19 protein-coding genes are annotated in these 21,159 nt (G+C 65.3%); 9 read left to right on the top strand and 10 right to left on the bottom strand.

All coding sequences use genetic code 11. The features are described from left to right. Nucleotides 1-100: 100 nt before the first annotated feature. Together N2605_RS05785 and N2605_RS05780 are read left to right on the top strand one after the other, a co-directional pair. On the top strand, nucleotides 101-2,512 hold the full coding sequence (locus N2605_RS05785) for a phosphoketolase family protein (RefSeq protein WP_260346046.1): 2,412 nt from the start codon (nucleotides 101-103) through the stop codon (nucleotides 2,510-2,512). Between the two features lie 2 nt (nucleotides 2,513-2,514). Continuing rightward, entirely contained in the window at nucleotides 2,515-3,687 is a 1,173-nt protein-coding gene (locus N2605_RS05780; RefSeq protein ID WP_260346045.1) for an acetate/propionate family kinase, read from the top strand. 88 nt (nucleotides 3,688-3,775) lie between these two features. Here N2605_RS05780 and N2605_RS05775 read toward each other — a convergent pair whose 3' ends face one another. After that, on the bottom strand, nucleotides 3,776-4,618 hold the full coding sequence (locus tag N2605_RS05775) for an RMD1 family protein (protein WP_036024879.1): 843 nt from the start codon (nucleotides 4,616-4,618) through the stop codon (nucleotides 3,776-3,778). Nucleotides 4,619-4,870: 252 nt separating this feature from the next. On the opposite strand from N2605_RS05775, the gene N2605_RS05770 reads away from it, so the two are divergent. Together N2605_RS05770 and N2605_RS05765 are read left to right on the top strand one after the other, a co-directional pair. Further along, the gene (locus N2605_RS05770; RefSeq protein ID WP_260346044.1) at nucleotides 4,871-5,446 is read left to right on the top strand and encodes a glycosyltransferase family protein; all 576 of its coding nucleotides are present in this window, start codon (nucleotides 4,871-4,873) and stop codon (nucleotides 5,444-5,446) included. Nucleotides 5,447-5,509: 63 nt separating this feature from the next. Further along, a complete protein-coding gene (locus N2605_RS05765) occupies nucleotides 5,510-6,469 on the top strand; it encodes a bifunctional helix-turn-helix transcriptional regulator/GNAT family N-acetyltransferase (RefSeq protein WP_260346043.1) in 960 nt (319 codons plus the stop codon). A 191-nt stretch (nucleotides 6,470-6,660) separates the two neighbouring features. Here N2605_RS05765 and moaB read toward each other — a convergent pair whose 3' ends face one another. Both moaB and ypfJ read right to left on the bottom strand, forming a co-directional pair. Further along, entirely contained in the window at nucleotides 6,661-7,224 is a 564-nt protein-coding gene (gene moaB / locus N2605_RS05760; protein ID WP_036037229.1) for a molybdenum cofactor biosynthesis protein B, read from the bottom strand. A gap of 35 nt (nucleotides 7,225-7,259) precedes the next feature. After that, complete coding sequence (gene ypfJ / locus N2605_RS05755; RefSeq protein ID WP_036006315.1) at nucleotides 7,260-8,201, bottom strand: KPN_02809 family neutral zinc metallopeptidase; 942 nt, start codon at nucleotides 8,199-8,201, stop codon at nucleotides 7,260-7,262. A 418-nt stretch (nucleotides 8,202-8,619) separates the two neighbouring features. On the opposite strand from ypfJ, the gene N2605_RS05750 reads away from it, so the two are divergent. The 3 genes from N2605_RS05750 (at nucleotide 8,620) to N2605_RS05740 (ending at nucleotide 11,079) form a co-directional block, all read left to right on the top strand. Continuing rightward, on the top strand, nucleotides 8,620-9,750 hold the full coding sequence (locus tag N2605_RS05750) for a site-specific DNA-methyltransferase (protein WP_260346042.1): 1,131 nt from the start codon (nucleotides 8,620-8,622) through the stop codon (nucleotides 9,748-9,750). Between the two features lie 193 nt (nucleotides 9,751-9,943). After that, nucleotides 9,944-10,270 (top strand): hypothetical protein, encoded by a 327-nt coding sequence (locus N2605_RS05745; protein WP_036024861.1) that lies wholly within the window; start codon nucleotides 9,944-9,946, stop codon nucleotides 10,268-10,270. A 128-nt stretch (nucleotides 10,271-10,398) separates the two neighbouring features. Beyond that, on the top strand, nucleotides 10,399-11,079 hold the full coding sequence (locus N2605_RS05740; RefSeq protein WP_260346041.1) for a glutathione S-transferase family protein: 681 nt from the start codon (nucleotides 10,399-10,401) through the stop codon (nucleotides 11,077-11,079). A gap of 54 nt (nucleotides 11,080-11,133) precedes the next feature. On the opposite strand, the gene N2605_RS05735 is transcribed toward N2605_RS05740, so the two are convergent. The 5 genes from N2605_RS05735 to N2605_RS05715 form a co-directional block, all read right to left on the bottom strand. Next, nucleotides 11,134-13,143 (bottom strand): HAMP domain-containing methyl-accepting chemotaxis protein, encoded by a 2,010-nt coding sequence (locus N2605_RS05735; RefSeq protein WP_260346040.1) that lies wholly within the window; start codon nucleotides 13,141-13,143, stop codon nucleotides 11,134-11,136. A 269-nt stretch (nucleotides 13,144-13,412) separates the two neighbouring features. Then, nucleotides 13,413-15,959, bottom strand: a complete 2,547-nt coding sequence (locus N2605_RS05730; protein ID WP_260346039.1) for an HWE histidine kinase domain-containing protein — start codon at nucleotides 15,957-15,959, stop codon at nucleotides 13,413-13,415. Further along, nucleotides 15,956-16,612 carry a biliverdin-producing heme oxygenase gene (locus N2605_RS05725; RefSeq protein ID WP_311735358.1) on the bottom strand — a complete coding sequence of 219 codons (657 nt, stop codon included), beginning with the start codon at nucleotides 16,610-16,612 and terminating at the stop codon, nucleotides 15,956-15,958. The genes N2605_RS05730 and N2605_RS05725 overlap by 4 nt, the downstream gene beginning before the upstream one ends. Before the next feature lie 54 nt (nucleotides 16,613-16,666). Beyond that, a complete protein-coding gene (locus N2605_RS05720) occupies nucleotides 16,667-16,798 on the bottom strand; it encodes a DUF1127 domain-containing protein (protein ID WP_260347413.1) in 132 nt (43 codons plus the stop codon). A gap of 89 nt (nucleotides 16,799-16,887) precedes the next feature. Further along, nucleotides 16,888-17,331 carry a nuclear transport factor 2 family protein gene (locus tag N2605_RS05715; protein ID WP_260346038.1) on the bottom strand — a complete coding sequence of 148 codons (444 nt, stop codon included), beginning with the start codon at nucleotides 17,329-17,331 and terminating at the stop codon, nucleotides 16,888-16,890. A 91-nt stretch (nucleotides 17,332-17,422) separates the two neighbouring features. Between N2605_RS05715 and N2605_RS05710 the strand changes: the two genes are divergently transcribed. Further along, a complete protein-coding gene (locus tag N2605_RS05710; RefSeq protein WP_260346037.1) occupies nucleotides 17,423-18,346 on the top strand; it encodes a LysR family transcriptional regulator in 924 nt (307 codons plus the stop codon). 97 nt (nucleotides 18,347-18,443) lie between these two features. Here N2605_RS05710 and N2605_RS05705 read toward each other — a convergent pair whose 3' ends face one another. Next, nucleotides 18,444-19,064, bottom strand: a complete 621-nt coding sequence (locus N2605_RS05705) for a glutathione S-transferase family protein (RefSeq protein ID WP_260346036.1) — start codon at nucleotides 19,062-19,064, stop codon at nucleotides 18,444-18,446. A 124-nt stretch (nucleotides 19,065-19,188) separates the two neighbouring features. On the opposite strand from N2605_RS05705, the gene N2605_RS05700 reads away from it, so the two are divergent. After that, nucleotides 19,189-20,466: a flavin-dependent oxidoreductase gene (locus N2605_RS05700; RefSeq protein ID WP_260346035.1), complete on the top strand. Its 1,278-nt coding sequence runs from the start codon at nucleotides 19,189-19,191 to the stop codon at nucleotides 20,464-20,466. Nucleotides 20,467-20,675: 209 nt separating this feature from the next. Here N2605_RS05700 and N2605_RS05695 read toward each other — a convergent pair whose 3' ends face one another. Further along, on the bottom strand, nucleotides 20,676-21,098 hold the full coding sequence (locus tag N2605_RS05695) for a PaaI family thioesterase (RefSeq protein ID WP_036006298.1): 423 nt from the start codon (nucleotides 21,096-21,098) through the stop codon (nucleotides 20,676-20,678). Between the last annotated feature and the right edge of the window lie 61 nt (nucleotides 21,099-21,159).

Genomic DNA, 21,159 nt, shown 5'->3' with positions numbered 1-21,159 from the left:
CACGCAACACGGCCGTCACGACCATCCCGTTTCATGACCGACGGATCGATCGCCCCGGAACCGGGTTGGTGACGATCGCGAAGTGAAGGTCGGCAGGAACATGACAATCCAACAAAAAACGGCCGAAGCGAGCAGCGACCTCGATCTGCTCGATCGCTATTGGCGCGCCGCCAACTACCTTTCGGTCGGGCAAATCTACCTGCTCGACAATCCGCTGCTGCGCGAGCCGCTGCGGCCCGAGCACATCAAGCCGCGTCTGCTCGGACATTGGGGCACGACGCCGGGGCTGAACTTCATCTATGCCCATCTCAACCGCGTCATCCGGGCGCTCGATGTCAGCGTGATCTATGTCTGCGGTCCCGGCCATGGCGGTCCGGGCATGGTCGCCAACACTTATCTCGAAGGCAGCTACAGCGAGATCTATCCCGATATTGCGCGCGATGCGGACGGATTGCGCAAGCTGTTCAGGCAGTTCTCCTTCCCCGGCGGCATCCCGAGCCACGCCGCGCCGGAAACGCCGGGCTCCATCCACGAAGGCGGCGAGCTCGGCTATGCGCTGGTGCACGCCTATGGCGCCGCATTCGACAACCCGGATTTGATTGTCGCCTGCGTGGTCGGCGACGGCGAGGCCGAGACCGGCCCGCTCGCTGCGTCCTGGCACTCGAACAAGTTCCTGAACCCTGCCCATGACGGGGCGGTGCTGCCGATCCTGCATCTCAACGGCTACAAGATCGCGGGCCCCACCGTGCTCGGACGGATGCAGGACGCGGAGATCCGCGACCTCTTCCGCGGGTTCGGCCACGAGCCGCTGTTCGTCAGCGGCGACGATCCCAAATTGATGCACCAGGCCATGGCCGATGCGCTCGACGTTGCATTCGCCAGCATCCGCTCGATCCAGCAACATGCCCGCGACGGCCGCACAACCGTCGAGCGGCCGCGCTGGCCGATGATCGTGCTGCGCAGCCCCAAGGGCTGGACCGGCCCGAAGGAGGTCGACGGCAAGAAGGTGGAGGTCTGGCGCGCGCATCAGGTGCCAGTCGCAGGCTGCCGCGAGAACCCGGAGCATCTCAAGGTGCTCGAAGACTGGATGCGCAGTTACGAGCCGGAAAAGCTGTTCGATGGCAACGGCGCGCTCGTTGCCGAGCTTCAGGCGCTTGCGCCCGAAGGCATCAGGCGCATGGGCGCCAATCCGCATGCCAATGGCGGCGTGCTGAAGAAGGAGCTGAAGCTGCCCGACTTCCGCAGCTTCGCGATCGAGGTGACGCAGCCCGGCGAAGTCGTTGCGGAAGCGACGCGCGAGCTCGGCAAATTCCTGCGCGATGTCATCCGCCTCAACGCGAAGGAGCGCAACTTCCGCATCATGGGCCCGGACGAGACGGCATCGAACCGGCTCGACGCCGTGTTCGAAGCCACCGAACGCGTCTGGATGGAGCCCACCGAGCCTTACGACGTGCACCTCGCCCAGGACGGCCGCGTCATGGAGGTGCTGAGCGAGCATCTCTGCCAGGGCTGGCTGGAGGGCTATCTGCTCACCGGACGGCACGGCTTCTTCTCCTGCTACGAGGCCTTCATCCACATCGTGGATTCCATGTTCAACCAGCACGCCAAATGGCTGAAGGTGACGCGGGAGCTGCCGTGGCGGCGTCCGATCGCCTCGCTCAATTATCTGCTGACCTCGCATGTCTGGCGCCAGGACCATAACGGCTTCAGCCATCAGGACCCCGGTTTCGTCGATCTCGTCGCCAACAAGAAGGCCGACATCGTCCGCATCTACTTCCCGCCGGATGCCAACACGCTGCTCTGGATCGCCGACCACTGCCTGCGCACCTATAACCGCATCAACGTAATCGTCGCCGGCAAGCAGCCGGCGCCGCAATGGCTGTCGATGCAGGACGCGGCGACGCATTGCGATGCCGGCATCGGCATCTGGACCTGGGCGGGCACGGAGGACGGAAAGGGCGAGCCCGACGTCGTCATGGCCTGCGCCGGCGACGTGCCGACCCTGGAGACGCTCGCTGCCGTCGACCTCCTACGCAAGGCGCTGCCGGACTTGAAGATCCGCGTCGTCAACGTCGTCGACCTCATGACGCTGCAGCCGAGGGAGCAGCATCCGCACGGCCTGTCCGACCGCGACTTCGACAGCCTGTTCACGCGCGACAAGCCTGTGATCTTTGCCTATCACGGCTATCCCTATCTCATTCACCGGCTGACCTATAATCGCACCAACCATGCCGGCATGCATGTACGCGGCTTTGCCGAGGAGGGCACCACGACGACGCCCTTCGACATGGTCGTGCTCAACGAACTCGACCGCTACCACCTCGCGATCGAGGCGATCGAACGGGTGCCGGGACTGGCGACCAAGGCCGCTCAGGTGAAGCAGCAATTCCGCGACAGACTGATCGAACACTCCCGTTATGTCCGCGAGCACGGTGAAGACATGCCTGAGATTCGTGACTGGGTCTGGCAAAACAGCGCCGGCGGCAACACGCCGGCCGAGGCCGGCAATTAGCGATGCCGGACACGGTCCTCGTCCTCAACTCGGGATCGTCGAGCATCAAGTTCGGCCTGTTCGATGTCGCGGCGGCCGAGCCCGCCCTGCTCTGCAAGGGCCTGCTGGACGAGCACGAGGCCAAACCCCGGCTGGTGGTGAAGGGCCCCAGGGGCGAAGACCTGTTCGAGACAAGCAAGCAGGCGCCGGCGGCAGCCGGCGGCCATCTGTTCGCGGACGTACTCACCTTCATCGAGGACCGGTTCGGTGGACGCAGCCTGCGGGCCATCGGCCATCGCATCGTCCACGGCGGGCCGGATTATTCAGGCCCGGAGGTCCTGACAGACGACATCATTGCGAAACTGGAGGCCTTGACGCCGCTGGCGCCGCTGCACCAGCCGCGCTGCCTCGCGCCGGCGCGAACGCTCGCGGCGATCCGGCCCGAGCTGACGCAGATCGCGTGCTTCGACACCGCCTTCCACCACGGCCTCGCGCCGCCGGCGAGCCGCTTCGCCATTCCCCGGCGATTCGAGGCGCGTGGCGTCAGGCGGTACGGCTTTCACGGCCTCTCGTTCGAATATGTCGCGGGACGCCTGGCCGAGATCGCGCCGGAGCTCGTGGCCAAGCGCACTGTCATCGCGCATCTCGGCAATGGCGCCAGCCTCTGCGCCCTGCGCGATGGCCACAGCATCGACACCACGATGGGGCTGACGCCGCTCGACGGCCTCGTGATGGGCACGCGTTGCGGTACGATCGATCCGGGCGTGCTGCTCTATCTGCAACAGCACGAGAACATGTCGGTCGAGGATGTCCAGCACCTGCTCTATCACGAGTCAGGCCTCTTCGGCGTCTCCGGCTTGTCTGCGGACATGCGCACGCTGCTGGCGAGCCGCGAGGCTGCGGCGCGTGAAGCCGTGGATCTCTTCACCTTCCGTGCGGCGCAGCAGGTCGCGATGATGGCGACCACGCTCGGCGGCCTGGACTGCCTGATCTTCACCGGTGGCATCGGCGAGCACGCCAAGGAGATCCGCGGCGCGATCGGCGAGCGTCTCGCCTGGATGGGCGTGCGCATCGACGCCGCACGCAACGATGCCGCGCGCGAGCGCATCAACGGCAACGACAGCATGGTCGAGGTCTTCGTCATCCCCACCAACGAAGAGATGATGATCGCGCGCCATTGCGCGGCTCTGATCTAGGGCGTTATCCCGTTGCGAAAACACCCTCTCCGCAAGCGGGAGAGGGAGTGCACTCACGTTATAGCAATCAAACCTGATCTCATCATGCTTAGTGACCGCGGCCGGTCAGGAGCTGAAAAGTCCCCATCGCGACTTCGATCAGGATCAGCACCACGACGGCGATCTCCAGGCGGAGCGAGCGCTGGGTGTCGATGATATCGGTCAGCGCGTTGGCGGTCTCCGACACCGCGGCAAGCTTGCGCTCGAGCGTGTCGAGGCGCTCCTTCAGTTCGTATTCGTCCTCCAGGCGCGAATAGAGCCGGTCGAGCTCGGGCTTCTCCCAGAGCACGTCGGGCTTCTCGGCGACCGCGACGCGGCCGGCGACCCGCTGCTGCACCAGCAGCGCGTTGCCGATCAATTGCAGGATGCCCTTGCGCCGTTGCGGCGTGCGACCGCGCTCGGCGAGCTCCCGTGCAAACGGCTCGATCACGTCGAACACCGCGGCGACGCGGCGCTCATCGCGCGCCAGCGACGTGCTTTTGGCGAGTGCGTCCGCAACCAGCAGCAGCCGGTCGTCGGAGAACTTTGCGAGGCAGATCGGCCCGCCCGGCTGGATCGTCTCGCCGGCTTCCTCGTTACAGAGCTGCGCCTGCGCGATCTCCTCCTCGTAGGGGCTGAACTCTCCGGTCACGCGCGATCTCAGGTTGTCGACGAGGACCTTCTCCTCCGACGGCAACAGCCCGATCAGCACGACGACGCCGTAGCGAAAGATCACGGCAAGGCCGGCATGAACGCGGAAGGCGGCCGGCGTCGAGGACACCAGCGTGCCGATCTCGAGGCCAGACGCGTTGATGCGGTCGCCCAGCATCAGCGCCCGGATCCGCAAGGTCGGCGCGGCCTCCTGCTTCGGCGATGTTGGCGCGGTGCCAACGGCGAGGTGATCGGCGTTCATGCAAGGTCTCTCCCGGGCAGCGAAACGTCGCCACGAAGCATTCGGGGTTAATACCGTCAGGATCGGCTTGTGCCGAAACATTCGGCAATATTACCAGCCGCGCCTGGCACATCTGGTCGCGATGAACTCGCGGCAGTTTACCATCGCACGCCGAAGCCCCTTCCGAAAGTTGCACTCGGCAGCGCGACGGGTTTATGACAACATCATGCAACGCTACGCTTCTCCCGAAGTGCGGAAACTGAAGCCTCAATCATGCTGAGCGTCATCATTCCGACCGAAGGTATCGAGCAGACGGCGGTCGCAACCCTGGCCGCGCTGGTGCCCGGCGCCGCAGCCGGCGTGATCCGGGAAGTGCTTCTGGTCGACGGCACGCGCAACGGCGTCATCGAGCGCGTTGCCGACGTCGCGGGCTGCCGTTTCATCGGCTTCGAAGGGCCTTCGCAAGGCGCTGCGCTCGCTGCCGGGGCGCGCCAGGCCCGATCGCCCTGGCTGATGTTCCTGCCTGCGGGCGCGGTGCTGGAAACCGGCTGGATCGAGGAAACCACCCAGTTCATCCAGGCCGTCGCCACCAGCGGCCGGGATCGTGCCGCGGTGTTCCGCTACGCCCGCTCACCTTACGCAAATACCGCAGCGCGCGACGTCCTCTGGGCGGTGGCACGCAGGCTCGTCGGTCCGCTCGGCGATCAAGGGCTGCTGATCGCGCGCGATCATTACGACCGGATCGGCGGATACCCGCCCCACGCCCGGCATTCCGAGGCGCGGCTGCTCCGGCGGCTCGGCCGGTCGTCCCGGACCATGCTGCGCAGCCGGATTGTCATGGTCGGCTGAAGCGCCGAGATACTTGCCAACGTCAATCAATTAATTGACAATGGCAAATATCGAGGTGATCCCATGCTATCGAAAGCTTTGCCGTCAAGCGCCGTGGCCGAACAGGCTGCCGACGACCACGTCGCAGCGGTTCGCGCCTTCAACCGCTTCTACACCCGCAAGCTCGGTGTGCTCGACCAGCACCTCGGCAAGAGTCCGTTCTCGCTCAGCGAGGCACGGGTGCTCTACGAGCTCGCCCATCGCGACGACCTTGCCGCAAAAGAGATCGGACACGAGCTCGGTCTCGATCCCGGCTATCTCAGCCGCATCGTCCAGAGCTTCGACGAGAAGGGGCTGATCACGCGAAAGCCGCTGCCCGCGGACCGCAGGCAATACCAGCTCAGCCTGACCGCCAAAGGCCGGCAGGCTTTCGCCAAGCTGAACCTGAGCTCGCAAAACGAGGTCGCCGCGATGCTGGCTCAGCTTTCGCCCGGCGATGCGACCCGGCTCACGCAGGCGATGGCGACCATCGAGGCCGTGCTGGAGCAACGCCGAAGCCCGCCCGCTTCTTTCATGCTGCGCAGCCATCGCGTCGGCGATATGGGTTGGGTCGTCTCCCGCCAAGCTGCCGCCTACGCCGCGGACTACAATTGGGACATCAGCTACGAGGCGCTGGTCGCCGAAATCTGCGCCCAGTTCATCAGGAATTACGACGCCGCGCGCGAGCACTGCTGGATCGCCGAGGCCGGCGGCGAGCCGGTCGGCTCGGTGTTCCTGGTCAAGGCCACGGACGAGATCGCCAAGCTCCGCCTGTTGCAGGTGGAGAAGAAAGCACGGGGCCTCGGCGTCGGCCGCGCCCTCGTCGAGCAATGCATCCAGGGCGCCCGCGAGCGCGGCTACAGCAAGATGACGCTGTGGACGCAGAGCATTTTGGTGGCCGCGCGCGGGATCTACAAGAGTGCGGGATTCAAGCTGGTGAAGGAAGAGAAGCATCGCAGCTTCGGTGCCGACCTGGTCGGCGAGACGTGGGAGCTGGATCTCTGATCTCGCAGCGAGCGAGATGCGCGTTGCTGCGCCCTCTCCCCTTGCGGGAGAGGGCATGTCAACTAGCAAACGCAAGCTCGCTTGGGTGAGGGGTATGTCTCCACAAGCATTGGTGCGCGCGGAGAGAACCCCTCATCCGGCGCTTCGCGCCACCTTCTCCCACAAGGGGAGAAGGGAAGAAAAGCAAGAACTCACACCGTCGCGCCCTGCGCTTTTGGCCGGCGCAGATGCTCGTCCAGCCGCGGCATGATCTCGACGAAATTGCAGGGGCGCGTGCGGTAGTCGAGCTGAGCCGCCAGGATGCCGTCCCAGCCGTCGCGGCAGGCGCCGGGCGAGCCCGGCAGGCAGAAGATGTAGGTCGCGCCCGCGACGCCCGCGGTGGCGCGGCTCTGGATCGTCGACGCCCCGATCTTGGCGTGGCTCAGCATGTGGAAGGCGATCGAAAAGCCGTCCATGCGCTTCTCGAACAGCGGCTCGATCGCCTCCGGCGTGACGTCGCGCCCGGTAAAGCCGGTGCCGCCGGTGGTGATGACGACGTCGATGCCGCTATCGGCGATCCAGCGGCGGATCACGGCGCGGATCGCCTCGACATCATCGGTGACGATCTCGCGCGCGGCGAGATGATGACCTGCAGCGGTGAGACGATCGGCGAGGGTCTGACCGGACTTGTCGTCCGCAAGCGCGCGCGTGTCGGACACCGTGAGCACCGCAATGTTGAGCGGGATGAATTGTTTGGATTCGTCGATGGAGGCCATTCTTCACCCTCGCTCGTCGTTCCGGGGCTGACGCGTTACAACGCCCCCGCACCGAACGTGTTGCAGGCCTGGACCGTGCCCTGCTGGTAGCCGATCATGAACCATTGCTTGCGTTGCGCCGCCGAGCCGTGGGTGAAGGAGTCGGGTACCACACGGCCGGTGGCCTGGCGTTGCAGCGTGTCGTCGCCGATCGCGCTTGCCGTGGTCAGCGCGGCCTCGATGTCGCCGGGCTCGAGGAAGTTCGGACGCTTCTTCGCCTCACGGTTGACCCAGACGCCGGACAGACAATCGGCCTGCAACTCCACCTTGACCTGGAGCGCATTGGCCTCGGCCTTCGAGCCGACCTGCTGCTGCAGCCGCGTCACGCGCGGAATGATGCCGAGCAGGTTCTGGATGTGATGGCCGACCTCGTGCGCGATGATGTAGGCGGTGGTGAAATTGCACGCCGACTTGCCGGAACAGCCGCGAAAGCGGGTCTCGACCTCGCGGAAGAAGGCGGTGTCCAGGAAGATGGTCCGGTCGGGCGGACAATAGAACGGCCCCATGGCCGACTGCGCCATGCCGCAGCGACCGCCATTGGTGGCGTTGCGGAACAGCACGATCTTCGGACCGGTGTACGACTGGCCGTTGGCCTGGAAGATCTCGCTCCAGCGATCGTCGAGCTCGCCGAGGATGCCGGAGATCATGCTGCCCATCTCGTCGGTCGGCGCGCCGCGCTTGCCCGAGGAGGCCTGGCGATCGGTCTGGTAGGTCGGCGCATGCCCGCCGCCGGAGAGGATCTCGGCGCCGCCGATCAGGATGCGGGGATCGATGCCGAAGGCGTAGCCGACCAGGCCGAGGATGATGATGGTGCCGATGCCGAGCCCGCCACCGCCCATCGGCAGGCCGAACCCGCCGCCTCCGCCGCCGCCAAAGCCACCACCTTCGTCGCGACGATCCTCGATGTCGTCGCTGCGGCGGAAGTCATCGTAGCGCATGGCGGCCTTTCCTCTGGGGTCCCTGATTTAAGTTTCGACGGCGCACAGAAACGCGAAAGCTCAACGCGCCACATACGTAAAATTTCCGTTGCTTTTATCAATATCGTGGCCGGCAAAAATTGCCTAGTGCGACAGCCTGTCGATGCCAGCAAATTTTTCCGAGGGCCGAGCAGTTTTTTCCGAGAGAAATTTACAGCCTTTTTCCCGCCACGATCGATCCCGCGAGCCGCGCAATCGCGAAATACACTGTAAAACAAGGCGAATGCGCGCAACAATTTGTGCGCGAACGATGATGCGAGGAGTGCTCACGAAAGCGGCGGGTTAAGTCGATTTTTACTTTGCCCCTTCAATGTAACGGGCAGTCGGTTGTTTGGTCCCGCGTCGCCGACAGCGTCGCCTGAGTCAGAGTTCTTGAGTCATGGTAGAGTCGCGTCGCGGGGCGTCTGCAAGGGCGCCCCGCACAAATTTTGAGTCGCCTTCGCATCGCATCATCGTCGGCGATTGCGTCGCCGAGATGTCGAAGCTGCAGGCAGGCAGCGTCGACCTGGTTTTCGCCGACCCGCCCTACAATCTGCAGCTCAAGGGCGACCTCAAGCGCCCCGACGAATCCCATGTCGATGCCGTCAACGACGACTGGGACAAGTTCGATTCGTTTGCCGCCTACGACGATTTCACCCGCGCCTGGCTGCTCGCCGCACGCCGCGCCATGAAGCCGTCGGCGACGATCTGGGTGATCGGCTCCTATCACAACATCTTCCGCGTCGGCGCCATCATGCAGGACCTCGGCTTCTGGCTGCTGAACGACATCGTCTGGCGCAAGACCAATCCGATGCCGAATTTCCGCGGCCGCCGCTTCACCAACGCGCACGAAACCATGATCTGGGCCGCGCGTGACGAAAGAGCCAAGGGCTACACGTTCAACTACGAGGCGCTGAAAGCGGCCAACGAGGACGTGCAGGCGCGGTCCGACTGGCTGATCCCGCTCTGCACCGGCGAGGAGCGCCTCAAGGGCGCCGACGGCAAGAAAGTGCATCCGACGCAGAAGCCGGAAGGCCTGCTGGCGCGCGTGCTGCTGTCCTCGTCCAAGCCCGGCGATCTCGTCATCGACCCGTTCAACGGCACCGGCACCACCGGCGCGGTCGCCAAGCGCCTCGGCCGCTCCTATGTCGGCTTCGAGCGCGACAAGACCTACGCCAGGGCGGCCGAGGCGCGCATCGCCAAGGTCGAACCGTTGCCGGAAGAAAGCCTTGCCCCGTTCATGACCGCGCGCGAGGCGCCGCGCGTTGCGTTCTCCGAGCTGATCGAGCGCGGCATGATCATGCCCGGCACCAAGCTGTTCGACGCCAAGAAGAAGTTAGGGGCGCTGGTGCGCGCCGACGGCGCCATCATGCTTGGCGACAAGGTCGGCTCGATCCACCGCATCGGCGCGGTGGCGCAAGGCGCGCAGGCCTGCAACGGCTGGACCTTCTGGCACGTCGAGACCAAGAAGGGCCTCAAGCTGATCGACGAGCTCCGCGCCGAGATCCGCGCGGGAATGGCGGCGGAGTAGTTTCCTCTCCTAAGTCATTCCGGGACGCGCGCAAAGCGCGCGAGCCCGGAATCCATCAACAGCGTCCCATGCCGCCCAATGGATTCCGGGCTCGCGCTTCGCGCGCCCCGGAATGACGTCCGCGTGAGTTGAAAGCCGTGCCAACCAGGACTAGATTCGCCCGACTAGCCCCCTCCTGACCGGTTGGGCTCCCATGCGACGACAGTCCGAGACATTGCTGCTGGTGCCGCTGCTGCCGATCTTCCTGATCGGCATGTTTCCGATGTTCCTGATCGCGCTGCTCGGATTCTTCGGCCTGGCGCTGTTCGGCGTGCTCGTGATCTGCGTCGGGCTCGCCAGCAGCAACGAGGCGCACGACAATTTCAACCACGACGTTATCGTCCACGGCTATGCGCGCGGGTCGGAGCGCGCGGCACGGGCCTCCGACATGCATCTCGCCGCGCGGCTCGGCCTGCGGCTGGAGGCCGTGGGCGCGGCCATGGTCCTCGCGGCGGCAATCGGCCTCTGTTACGCCGCCTGATCTGCGTACCGCGCAGACACCGCCCGGCAAACTCGCCGGTTGCTCTCTCGGGCGAGGTTCAGGCAAGACAGGCTCGCCCAACGAGGCCGCGGCCGCGCGCGGCAATATAGACACCGGGGAGATGCTTGATGCTCAAGTTCTATTTCAATGGATCACCGAACCCGACCAAGGTCGCGCTCTTTCTCGAAGAATCCGGCCTGCCCTACGAGCCGGTGAAGGTCGACACCCGCAAGGGCGAGCAGTTCGCGCCGGAATTCCTCAAGATCAATCCGAACGGCAAGGTGCCGGCGATCGACGATGGCGGCACCATCGTGTTCGATTCGAACGCCATCCTGCTCTATCTCGCCGAGAAGACCGGCAAATTCCTCCCCTCCAACCGCGCCGAGCTCTTGTCCTGGCTGATGTTCGTCGCGAGCGGCGTCGGGCCCTTTTCCGGTCAGGCCGTGCATTTCAAGCATTTTGCGCCGAAGGACCAGAACCACGACTACGCCCATAACCGCTATCAGTACGAGACCGACCGCCACTACAAGATCCTCGACGCTCACCTGAAGGACCGCCGCTACATGGTCGGCGACAGCTATTCGATCGTCGACATGGCGCTGTGGGGCTGGGCGCGGATGGTGCCGTTCAAGCTCGGCGACGACGCCTTTGCGCGATACCCGAATGTGAAGCGGCTGGTCGACGAGATCTCGGCGCGCCCGGCGGCGGCGCGCGCGGTCGCCCTGAAGGACAAGTTCACCTTCAAGGCCGAGATGGACGACGAAGCGCGAGCCAACATGTTCAAGCACATGACGACCAAGGTGGCTTGATCGCGCCGCTGTTCGAGGCCACGCGCATCCGCGTGGCCTCTTGCTTTCAAGACGTCAGGCAGCGTGGACCGAGCTCAGGAACTTGGCGACTTCCTGCTTCAACCGGTTGCTGTCGGCCGACAGCGAGCGCGCCGCCGACAACACCTGCGAGGAGGCCGAGCCGGTCTCGGAGGCGCCGCGCTGCACGTCGCCGATGTTGGACGAGACGAGCTGCGTGCCCTGGGCCGCCTGCTGGACGTTGCGGGAGATCTCCTGCGTCGCCGCGCCCTGCTGCTCCACGGCCGCGGCGACCGTTGAGGCGATCTCCGACAGCCGCTCGATGGTGCCGCTGATCTCCCGGATCGAGCCGACCGACTCCTCGGTCGCGGCCTGGATGCCGGAGACCTGCTGGGCGATCTCGCCGGTGGCCCTTGCCGTCTGCTCGGCGAGCGCCTTGACCTCGGTAGCGACCACGGCAAAGCCGCGGCCGGCTTCGCCCGCACGCGCCGCCTCGATCGTGGCGTTCAGCGCCAAGAGGTTGGTCTGGCCGGCAATGGTGCTGATCAGCTCGACCACGTCGCCGATCCGCGCGGCGGCCTTGGAGAGCGCGCCGACGCGCTCGTTGGTCCGGCTCGCCTGACCGACAGCCTCGGTGGCGATGCGGGCGGATTCCTGCACCTGGCGGGCGATCTCGGAGACCGAGGAGGAGAGCTCCTCGGTCGCAGAGGCGACCGCCTGCACATTGGCCGAGGCCTCCTGCGAAGCGCTGGCGACCTCCGTCGAGAGGTCCTGGGCGCGCGCGGCAGTCGTCGTCAACGTGCCGGCGGAGGCTTCGAGCTCGCCCGATGCCGACGACACCGTGTTGACGATCTCGCCGACGGCCTGCTCGAACTGATCGGCGAGCCTGGCCATGTCTTTCCTGCGGTTCTCGGCCTGCCGCGCCTCGAGTTCGGCCTGCTCGGCGCGCATGCTCTCGGTCTCGATCATGTTGTCCTTGAAGACCTGGATCGCCTTGGCCATGTCGCCGATCTCGTCGGCCCTGCCGCGGCCGGGAATCTCGACCTCGAGATTGCCGCCGGCAAGCCGCCCCATCGCCTGCGTCATCGAGGTCAGCGGACCGACGATGCTGCGGGCGATCAGGAAGGCGACGATGCCTCCGAACAGGATGGCGAGGCCGCCGGCGATCTCCTGCACGGTCGTCGTTCCCGCGATCACGGCCTCGGCGGTGGTGCGCGATACCTGGTAGTCCTCCTTCAGCGTCGTTTCCGCCACCTTGAGCTTGCCGATGCTGTCGACGATGAGGGGCGCGAGGCTCTTGTGGTAGATCTCGTCCGCTTTAAGCATCGCTGCGGAGGTCGTCTCGAACGCCGTCTTGTAGGTTTCAAGCGAGGTCTTCACCGGCGCCAGCGTGGCGCGCAACGCCGCCGCCTGCGGGCTCTTTTCGAGTGCCCCGAGCCGTTGTAATGCCCTGTCGATGCTCGCCCTGAAGGTCGCAGGGCCCTGCGCATCGCGAAGGGCCAGAAAACGCCAATTTACGATCCTCACGAGCAGGATTCGGGATTCGAGATCGGCGACGAGGGAAGCGGTATCTTCATCGACGGCGGCGCGCGCCACGTCGACGAGCTTGTTCGTCTTGGTGGCCAGGTCCTCGCCACTCGGCAGCAGCGTCGCCTTGCCCGTTCTCGTCTCGTTGACGGCGTCGCCGAGATTGTCACGCAGGCGTCGCATTTTCGCGATCTCGTCGATCAGGCCGTTGTAGAGCGCGCGCCGCTCCTCGGAGAGCGCCCCCTGAGCGCCGACCCGGAGCAGCTCGCTCGCCGCGGTCTCGCGCTCTTGCGCTTCCTTCATTGCGGACTCGTTGCCGTCGTAGACGTAGCGCAAATTGGCCCGCTGAATCGCCTGCAGATGGGCCGATATTTCCAGCACCCGCGCCGTGCTGTCCGAGAGGGCGGATTGTCTTGCGACCTGATCCTGCACGTCCCGCAAATTCCAGACGGCAACCACCGCCATCACGAGACCGACCGCCACCAGGGCCATGAAGCCTGCGTACAGGCGTCCCCTGATCCGCAAACGAAATTTCGGCATTCCCACTGTCCACCCAGATACATGTGAATTCGAGGGGCCGAACGACTCCGGCGATCGTCACGGCCACTCCGACAGCCGCACGCCGCGCCCCTGGCGGCCTACGCTGCACCGCGACACAATGGGGGACACTTCTTAATTGAACCTTCAAATTCCTCGCGCGCCCGATCTCGACCCGCACCAAATCTGCCGATTTTGTCGGCAGCTATGCAAAGCCGCATGCGAATCCGCTGTGCCATGCACGCCGATGCATGCTGTTCGTCAGGGGATGCCTATTGGGCGCCGGCCTGCTGCAATTTGCCGAGTGCATTTTCGACCACTTCCAGCGTGTAGGGCTTCTGGACCACCGGCGCGGAGGCCAATTGCTCGGGGATCGGCGCGCGCTCGCCATAGCCGGTCGCGAAGATGAAGGGCACCCCGATCTCCTTTAGCTTCTGCGCCACCTTGATGCTGCTCTCGCTGCCGAGATTGAGATCGAGCAGAGCAAAGCTCGGCCGCGAACGCTCGATCGAGCGCAGTGCCTGGTCGACGGTTGCGGCGGTGTCGACGTGGCGGGCGCCGAGGTCGAGCAGGATGACCTCCGCGGCCATCGCGATGATCAGGTTGTCCTCCACGATCAGGGCCGTGTCGGAAATCCGTGGACGGGCAGATTGCTGCTCCTCGATACGCATGGCGGCTCCCGCGATGGATGGGACGAGCTGGACGAAGTTGGGCGGAATGACGAACTTCGCCTGGACGCCCAGGAGGTCGAAACGGATCTCGGCATCGCCCTTGAGATCGAACGGCACCGACCGCTCGATGATGGTGGTGCCGAAGCCGCGCCGCGACGGCGGCTGCACGGGCGGACCGCCGCTCTCCTTCCACTCGATGACGAGGCTGGAAGACGGGTCGAGGCGCCAGACCACCTCGACACTGCCGGTGGAATCGGCAAGCGCGCCGTACTTGGCGGAATTGGTCATCATCTCATGAACGACGAGCGCCAGCGTCGCGAACGCCTTTGGATCGAGCGCGACGTCCGGACCGCCCATCTTCACCCGGTCTGCGCGCGCACCGAGATAGGCGCCGGCCTCGGACTCGACCAGGGTGCGGAGCGCGACGGGTGCCCAGTTCAGGTTCGTGATCTGGTCGTGGGCGCGCGCGAGGGCCTGGATGCGGCCGCCGAGCACGCTGGCGAACTCCTCGATGCCGGTCGCAGTCTCCTTGCTCTGCGCCACCAGGGCGCGCACGAGGCTCAGGATGTTGCGGACGCGATGATTGAGCTCGGCGATCATCAGTTCCTGCCGCTCCTGTGCCCCGCGGCGCTCGCGCGCGGCGAGGTCGGACAGTTGCAGGATCACCTCCAGCAGCGTGACGCGCAGGCTCTCGGCGATGCGGATATCGGCCGCCGACCACGGCTTCGACTGCCCCGCCACCGTTTCCTGCCACAACTCGAAGCTCTTGCGCGGGGTGAGGCGCGGCCCGTGCGGACCTTCGTCGTAGACCTTGTTGGGATCGGCGGCCCACTTCACCGATCGCGTGACCTCGCGGCGGAAGAAGATCAGGCAATCGCGCGGCGTGCGCGAGATCGGGATGGCGAGAAAGCCCGCAGCGCGGTCACGGAAGGCCTGGCCGGCGGCGTAGACCTGGGCGATCTCGGCGCTGGCGAAGATCCGGCCCGGCGAAGTCCGGTTGATGAAGGCGACGAGATCCTTCACCTCGTCTTCGGTCGGGGTCTCGCCCTCGAGCGCGATCGTATTATCGGACCAGACTGCGACGCCGTCGCACTCGATCATCTTGCGGTAGTCGCCCAGGAAATCGACGATCGCCCGCCGGCTGTGGTCGTGCGAGGCCGCGATCTCGATCAATCGCTCCTGGACCTGATGCGCGCGGGCCTCATAGGCGACGTCACCCTCGCGCTCGCGGCCTTCCACGATCCACGAGAACATCTGACCGAACAGCTCGGAGGCCGTGCGTTTGTCGAACGAAATGTAACGCGGCGAATAATGGTGGCAGGCAAACAGACCCCACAGCTTGCCGTCGCGCAGGATCGACACCGACATGGAGGCGGCAACGCCCATGTTGCGCAGATATTCGATGTGGATCGGCGACACCGAGCGCAGCACGCTCATCGACAGGTCGAGCAGTCCCGCATTATGCGTGGCCGTGGACATCAGCGCGGCAGGCCGCGCGTTGACGTCGGCGATGATGCGCAGCCAGTTGCGCTGATAGAGCGCGCGCGCCTGCCTTGGGATGTCGGAGGCGGGGTAACGCAGACCGAAAAAGGATTCGAGCCCAGACTCCGCCGTCTCGGCGATCACCTCGCCAGACCCGTCCGGGTGAAACTGATAGACCATGACGCGGTCGAAGCCGGTCAGCACCTTAAGCTGACGCGCCGCCTCGCGCGCAAGATCGGCCATTCCGCGCGTCTTGCGGATCCGTTCGAGCATCAAGCGCACGAGCTCGCCGGAATTGACGCCGGGCTCGTGGACGCTCGGCTCCGCCTCGACGATCAGATAGACGCCGGAGAGATGGATCGAAAGATCAAAGGGTGGCTTGCCGGGCTGCAGCTCGACGCCGAACAGGCGCTCGGTCGCATCCGGACCGCCGAGATGATCGACCCGGCTGCGGATCGTTTCGACCGCCGCCTCGGAGATCACGCCCGACAGCGGCCGCTGCAGCAGGTCGGCAACATCCGTTCCAAGAAAGCTCCCGACGTTATCCGAGGCCATGCAGATCGTGAAATCCGAGAGCACGGCCAGCAGGAAGCCAAACGGCTGCACACTGCCGGGAATGTGGATCGGCTCGCGGTCGCAATTGGTGAGATTGACGGCCTGGTTCATGCCCGGTCCGCCGCCTGCTCGAATGCGGCGAAGGCGATGCGGGCCGCCTCGATTGCCTCGTCTTCGTCCCAGCACTCGTTGGTTGCAAGCTTCGCCAGGAAACTCTGCCAGAGCCGCCTGCCGGTGCCGTGACTGAGATAGGCGACAGCTTCGCGGAGGCGCGGATCGGCGGAATCCGCGACCATCTTCAGCAGGAATTTTGCCCCGAGACGGGAGCCTTCGAGCACATACATCGTGCCCACAACGCCGCTGCGCGTCAGTGGGGACACGGACACCAGCCGCGGCACCGCGCTGCCGAGGCGCTCGAGATCAGCCAGAATTGACGCGCTTCGCGACCGCTCCGGCCAGTCCGGGAAAGCGCTGCTGACGCCGGCCTCGACGAGTGCCGTCTCGAGCGGCAGCAGGGCGCCGGCACTGGCTTGCAGAAAGCGCCGATAGCCGGAGAGCTCGGCCAGCTCGAACGCCGACAGCTGCGCGTCGAGGTCGCGGTGCGCGGCCGACGTTGCGTCTCTTAGTCGTTCGCGCAGTCCGGAGAAGCTGCGGCCTCCCTGCGTTGAAACGTCCGAAGCCCCAGCCAGCATGAAATTCCCGAGAACGCAGGTTGCCGCGGGCGCGACGCGCCCGGCAACCGAGGGAACGCCGGCGGCACGCAATAGTTCCGCCGGCCTTGGCACTGCGAGAGGCGAGACATCGGGGGTCCACTCCGTTCATTTCCGCCGAACCGGCTTTCTGAGCTCGTGCTCGATCTCGCTCCGGGACATCCCGCAATCCTGAAGCTCGCGTTCGGTCATGGCCGCGAGCTGGCAGCGGACCCGAGACCGCTCGCGCCGGGCCTGCATGAGTTCCAGCAGCGCCCGGCAGGCCCGCACAAACATCGCGGGCCGTGACGAACAGGAGCGGCCGGTGGACGCGACCTGATCCAATCTGGTCAGCTCGCTGCCCTGGCGGGAGCTTGCGGAAACGGGCCGAGCGCCTTCTCGGTCAGCACGGAGTCGCAGTACTCGCGAATCTCCTTGATCCTGCCGTCCTCCAGACGAAACACGAGGCAATAATCGTTGTCGTAACGCACGCCCTCGGGCGTGACGTTATCGCCCTTGGCTTCGACCACCACGATGTCGCCATCGGCGATGAAGCGATGGGCGACGGTCCGCGTGCGGTCGCGCAGGCGCGTGCGGACATAGCCGTGCAGATCTTTGAGGATCGCGTCCTTGCCGGCAAAGGTGCGCGACCAGGAATATTGCCCGGTGACGACCCATTTGGCGTCGTCGGCGAGACTTGCTGTAAACAGGGCGCGGTCGCGCGCGGCCGGATCGGGATTGGCGGCCGCGGCAAAGATATCCTGCAGCAGTTTCTTGTTGGCGCTCGCGTTCATGGCGGCATCTCCTCGTGGTGACAACGTGGAGATCATCGCCGGGCCACCGCCATTCTTCAAATCGATAGAGAATATGATATCTATTCACCTCATGAATTTGAAAACGCTCGACCTCAACCTATTGACCGCGCTCGACGCATTGCTGCGCGAGGCCAATGTCAGCCGCGCGGCGATGAGGATCGGCCTGTCACAGCCGGCGACGAGCCACGCCTTGCAGCGCCTGCGCGACATCTTCGGTGACCCGCTGCTGGTGCGCACGGGCGTACGGATGGAGCTGACGCCGCGGGCGCTCGCCTTGCGTGCGCCGCTGGCGCAGGCGCTCGACCAGGTCCGCGGGCTGTTCGTGCCCGATGACTTCGATGCCGCGCGCAGCGAGCGGCAGTTCCGCCTGATGATGCCGGATCTCGCAGTCGAGCTGTTGATGCCGCCCTTGATGGCGAAAGTGACGCGCCTTGCCCCCAACGTCCGCATCGACGTGGTGCCGTGGCGGGGACCTGCGATCTTCCACGCCGAGTTCGCCCGCACCATCGACCTCGTGATCTCGATCGGCAACGCCTTCAAGGGGTTTCATCGCCAGCTGCTCTACACCGACAGCGACGCGCTGGCGGTGCGGCGCGGCCATCCCGTCGGATCGAGGCTGAAGCGGCGCGAGGCGTTCCTGGCCGCCCGCCATGTCGGCGTGATCATCCGCGGCAATGCCGAGGATCTCATCGACACCTGGCTGCGCGGCAAAGGCGTCGAGCGACATATCTCGCTGGTCGTGCCGGGCTATCTCGAAGCCTTGCACGTTGCCGCGCGCACCGATCTCGTCGCCTTCGTGCCGCGCCGGCTGATCACCGCGCTGTCGCAGCAGCTCGGCCTCGTCACGGTGACGCCGCCGCTCGATCCAGGGATCGACGAGCAGTTCATGTTCCACCCGACGCGCGCGCAGATGGACCCCGGTTCGATCTGGCTGAGAAGGCTGATGCTGGAGACGGGGCGGCAGCTGGAGCAAGCCAGGCGGAAGCTCTCGTAGGGTGGGTTAGCCGAAGGCATAACCCACCACTTTGGTTTCCGCAGCAACAGAAGAGGTGGGTTACGCTGCGCTAACCCACCCCACAACAGCTGCGCTCCTACGCCTTCTGCGCCGCCATCACCTTGCTCACCGCGGGGCGATCGGACATGCGCTTGAAGTGATCGGCGATCTTCGGCGTCGCATTGATGTCGACGCTGTCGCCTTCGAGCCAGGTCGAGAGCGTATAGAGATAGGGATCGCAGATCGTGTACTGATCGCCCATCACCCAGGGTCCCCGAAACATCTTCTGCTCGATCAGCTTGAAGCAGGCGCCCATGGTCTTCGGCACCATCGCCTTCATGTCGGCGAACGAGCTCTCCTCCGTCGCCCAGCGCGCGCCGCGCATCTTGTGGGCGTGGTTGATGTGCACGGTCGAGCAGAGATAGGAGTTGAACGACTGCACCTGGGCGAAGTCGAAGGGATCGTCGAGCGGCGCGAGCTTCGCCTTGGGGAAGATCTGCGCGAGATAGGCCAGCATCGCCGGCGTCTCGGTCAGGACGCCGCGGTCGGTGACCAGCGCCGGCACTCGGCCCTTTGGGTTGATGGCGAGATAGTCCGGGCTGTTCTGCTGGTTGTCCTTGAAGCTCAGCCGCTCAGCGGTGTAGTCGGCGCCGGCCTCTTCCAGGGTGATGTAGGTGGCAAGCGCGCAGGTGCCGGTGGCGTAGTAGAGCTTGAGCATGTCGGACCTCATGGGGAAAACCGGAGGTTAACGGTCCTCCGCCGCGCCGTCCATAGGCGGCCTGTTCGCAGTTGCCCACGGCCGCCCGGCTGTGCCAAGACGCCTCCATCGGAGGGGTTTTCTCATGACGGTACTCATCGCCGGTGGCGGCATCGGCGGGCTGACGCTTGCGCTCAGCCTGCATCAAATCGGCGTTCCCGTGAAAGTGTTCGAGAGTGTCGCGGAACTGAAGCCGCTCGGGGTCGGCATCAACGTGCTGCCGCATGCGGTGCGCGAGCTGATCGAGCTCGGCCTGCTGGACAAGCTGGACGCCAGCGGTGTGCGGACGCGCGAGCTCGCATATTTCTCCAAGCACGGTAAGCCGATCTGGAGCGAGCCGCGCGGCCTTGAGGCCGGCTACAAATGGCCGCAATTCTCGATCCATCGCGGCACGCTGCAGCAGATCCTGCTCGACACCGCGCTCGAGCGGCTCGGCCGCGACAACATCCTCACCAGCCATCATCTGACCGGCTGGAGCGAGACGGCGGGCGGCGTGCGCGCCGACTTTGTCGACAGGGCGACCGGCAAGGCCGCCGGCACCTACGAGGGCGCGATCCTGATCGCCGCCGACGGCATCCATTCCGCCGCACGAGAAAAGCTCTATCCGAATGAGGGCCCGCCGATCTGGAACGGCCGCATCCTCTGGCGCGGCGTCACGCCGGCCAAAGCCTTCCTCACCGGCCGCAGCATGATCATGGCCGGTCACGAGATCCTGAAATTCGTCTGCTATCCGATCTCGAAAGAAGCGGACGCCGACGGCAACCACCTCATCAACTGGGTCGCGGAGCGCCACATGCCGCCGACCTATCAGTGGCGTCGCGAGGACTATAACCGCACGGCGCGGCTCGATGAGTTCCTGCCCTGGTTCGAAAGCTGGCAGTTCGACTGGCTCGACGTGCCCGCCCTGATCAGGAACTGCCCGCACGCTTACGAATATCCGCTGGTCGACCGCGATCCGGTGTCGCAATGGACCTTCGGCCGCGTCACGCTGATGGGCGATGCCGCGCATCCGATGTACCCGATCGGCTCGAACGGCGCCTCGCAGGCGATCCTCGACGCGCGCGTCATCACCCGCGAGATCCTGGCGCACGGTCCGACGCAGGCGGCACTGCTCGCCTATGAGGCCGAGCGGCGGCCCGCAACCACCGACCTCGTCCTGCTCAACCGCAAGAACGGTCCCGAGCAGGTGATGCAGCTGGTCGAGGAGCGCGCGCCTGACGGGTACAAGGTCGTCACCGACGTGCTGTCGCAAAAGGAGCTGGAGGACATCGCCGCGAACTACAAGCGCGTTGCGGGATTTCAGGTCGAGGCGCTGAATGCGAAGCCGCCGATCGTGAGCAAGGACGCGCGCGCGGTCGGGTGAGTTCTTTGCTCAAGGCGAGATGTGCGCGAATACGCCCTCTCCCCTTGCGGGAGAGGGCAGCGACGCAGGTAGAAGCGGACTCACTTGGGTGAGGGGTTCTGTCCGCAGGTAAATCTTTTGCCGTAGAATTCGCTGAGGCAACCCCTCATCCGGCGCTTCGCGCCACCTTCTCCCGCAAGGGGAGAAGGAAGAGCAGTGGCACCGCCGAACTATTTTCCCACCACCCTCGCCGCCTCCAACAATCGCTCGCTGGCGCTTGCCGTCGCCAGCACGGTGCCGTCCTCTGCCATCAGCTTGGCTTCGACGAAGGCGATGGTCTTGCCGAGCTGCGTGACCTTGGCTTCGCCGGTGATCGGACCGGGCTTTGCGGGTGCCAAAAAATTCACGGTCATGCTGATCGTGGTGGTGTAGAGCCGGCCCTCGCTCATCACCAGCACCGCCGGACCCATGGTGTCGTCGAGCATCGCCGAGAGCATGCCGCCCTGGATGAAGCCCGCGGGGTTGCAGAACTCCGGCTTGCCGTCGAAGCCGAGCTTGATCCAGCCCTCCTCCGGACGGGCATCGAGCAGGCGCCAGCCGAGCAGCTCGGCGCATGGGGGCCTTGGGAAGTTATCGAGCGCGGTCTTGACCATGCGAGATCTCCTTTGCCCCCTGTTAGCGCAAGCCTGCTGACAGCCTGCTGTCAGCAGGATG

Source organism: Bradyrhizobium yuanmingense, from assembly GCF_025200905.1.
GTDB lineage: Bacteria > Pseudomonadota > Alphaproteobacteria > Rhizobiales > Xanthobacteraceae > Bradyrhizobium > Bradyrhizobium yuanmingense.
This window is presented reverse-complemented; position numbering and strand designations above follow the sequence as displayed.

Coding starts and splice junctions, on each gene's coding strand:
- N2605_RS05785 (WP_260346046.1), top strand. CDS start 101: ATGACAATCCAACAAAAAACGGCCGAAGCGAGCAGCGACCTCGATCTG.
- N2605_RS05780 (WP_260346045.1), top strand. CDS start 2,515: ATGCCGGACACGGTCCTCGTCCTCAACTCGGGATCGTCGAGCATCAAG.
- N2605_RS05775 (WP_036024879.1), bottom strand. CDS start 4,618: ATGAACGCCGATCACCTCGCCGTTGGCACCGCGCCAACATCGCCGAAG.
- N2605_RS05770 (WP_260346044.1), top strand. CDS start 4,871: ATGCTGAGCGTCATCATTCCGACCGAAGGTATCGAGCAGACGGCGGTC.
- N2605_RS05765 (WP_260346043.1), top strand. CDS start 5,510: ATGCTATCGAAAGCTTTGCCGTCAAGCGCCGTGGCCGAACAGGCTGCC.
- moaB (WP_036037229.1), bottom strand. CDS start 7,224: ATGGCCTCCATCGACGAATCCAAACAATTCATCCCGCTCAACATTGCG.
- ypfJ (WP_036006315.1), bottom strand. CDS start 8,201: ATGCGCTACGATGACTTCCGCCGCAGCGACGACATCGAGGATCGTCGC.
- N2605_RS05750 (WP_260346042.1), top strand. CDS start 8,620: ATGGTAGAGTCGCGTCGCGGGGCGTCTGCAAGGGCGCCCCGCACAAAT.
- N2605_RS05745 (WP_036024861.1), top strand. CDS start 9,944: ATGCGACGACAGTCCGAGACATTGCTGCTGGTGCCGCTGCTGCCGATC.
- N2605_RS05740 (WP_260346041.1), top strand. CDS start 10,399: ATGCTCAAGTTCTATTTCAATGGATCACCGAACCCGACCAAGGTCGCG.
- N2605_RS05735 (WP_260346040.1), bottom strand. CDS start 13,143: ATGCCGAAATTTCGTTTGCGGATCAGGGGACGCCTGTACGCAGGCTTC.
- N2605_RS05730 (WP_260346039.1), bottom strand. CDS start 15,959: ATGAACCAGGCCGTCAATCTCACCAATTGCGACCGCGAGCCGATCCAC.
- N2605_RS05720 (WP_260347413.1), bottom strand. CDS start 16,798: ATGCAGGCCCGGCGCGAGCGGTCTCGGGTCCGCTGCCAGCTCGCGGCC.
- N2605_RS05715 (WP_260346038.1), bottom strand. CDS start 17,331: ATGAACGCGAGCGCCAACAAGAAACTGCTGCAGGATATCTTTGCCGCG.
- N2605_RS05710 (WP_260346037.1), top strand. CDS start 17,423: ATGAATTTGAAAACGCTCGACCTCAACCTATTGACCGCGCTCGACGCA.
- N2605_RS05705 (WP_260346036.1), bottom strand. CDS start 19,064: ATGCTCAAGCTCTACTACGCCACCGGCACCTGCGCGCTTGCCACCTAC.
- N2605_RS05700 (WP_260346035.1), top strand. CDS start 19,189: ATGACGGTACTCATCGCCGGTGGCGGCATCGGCGGGCTGACGCTTGCG.
- N2605_RS05695 (WP_036006298.1), bottom strand. CDS start 21,098: ATGGTCAAGACCGCGCTCGATAACTTCCCAAGGCCCCCATGCGCCGAG.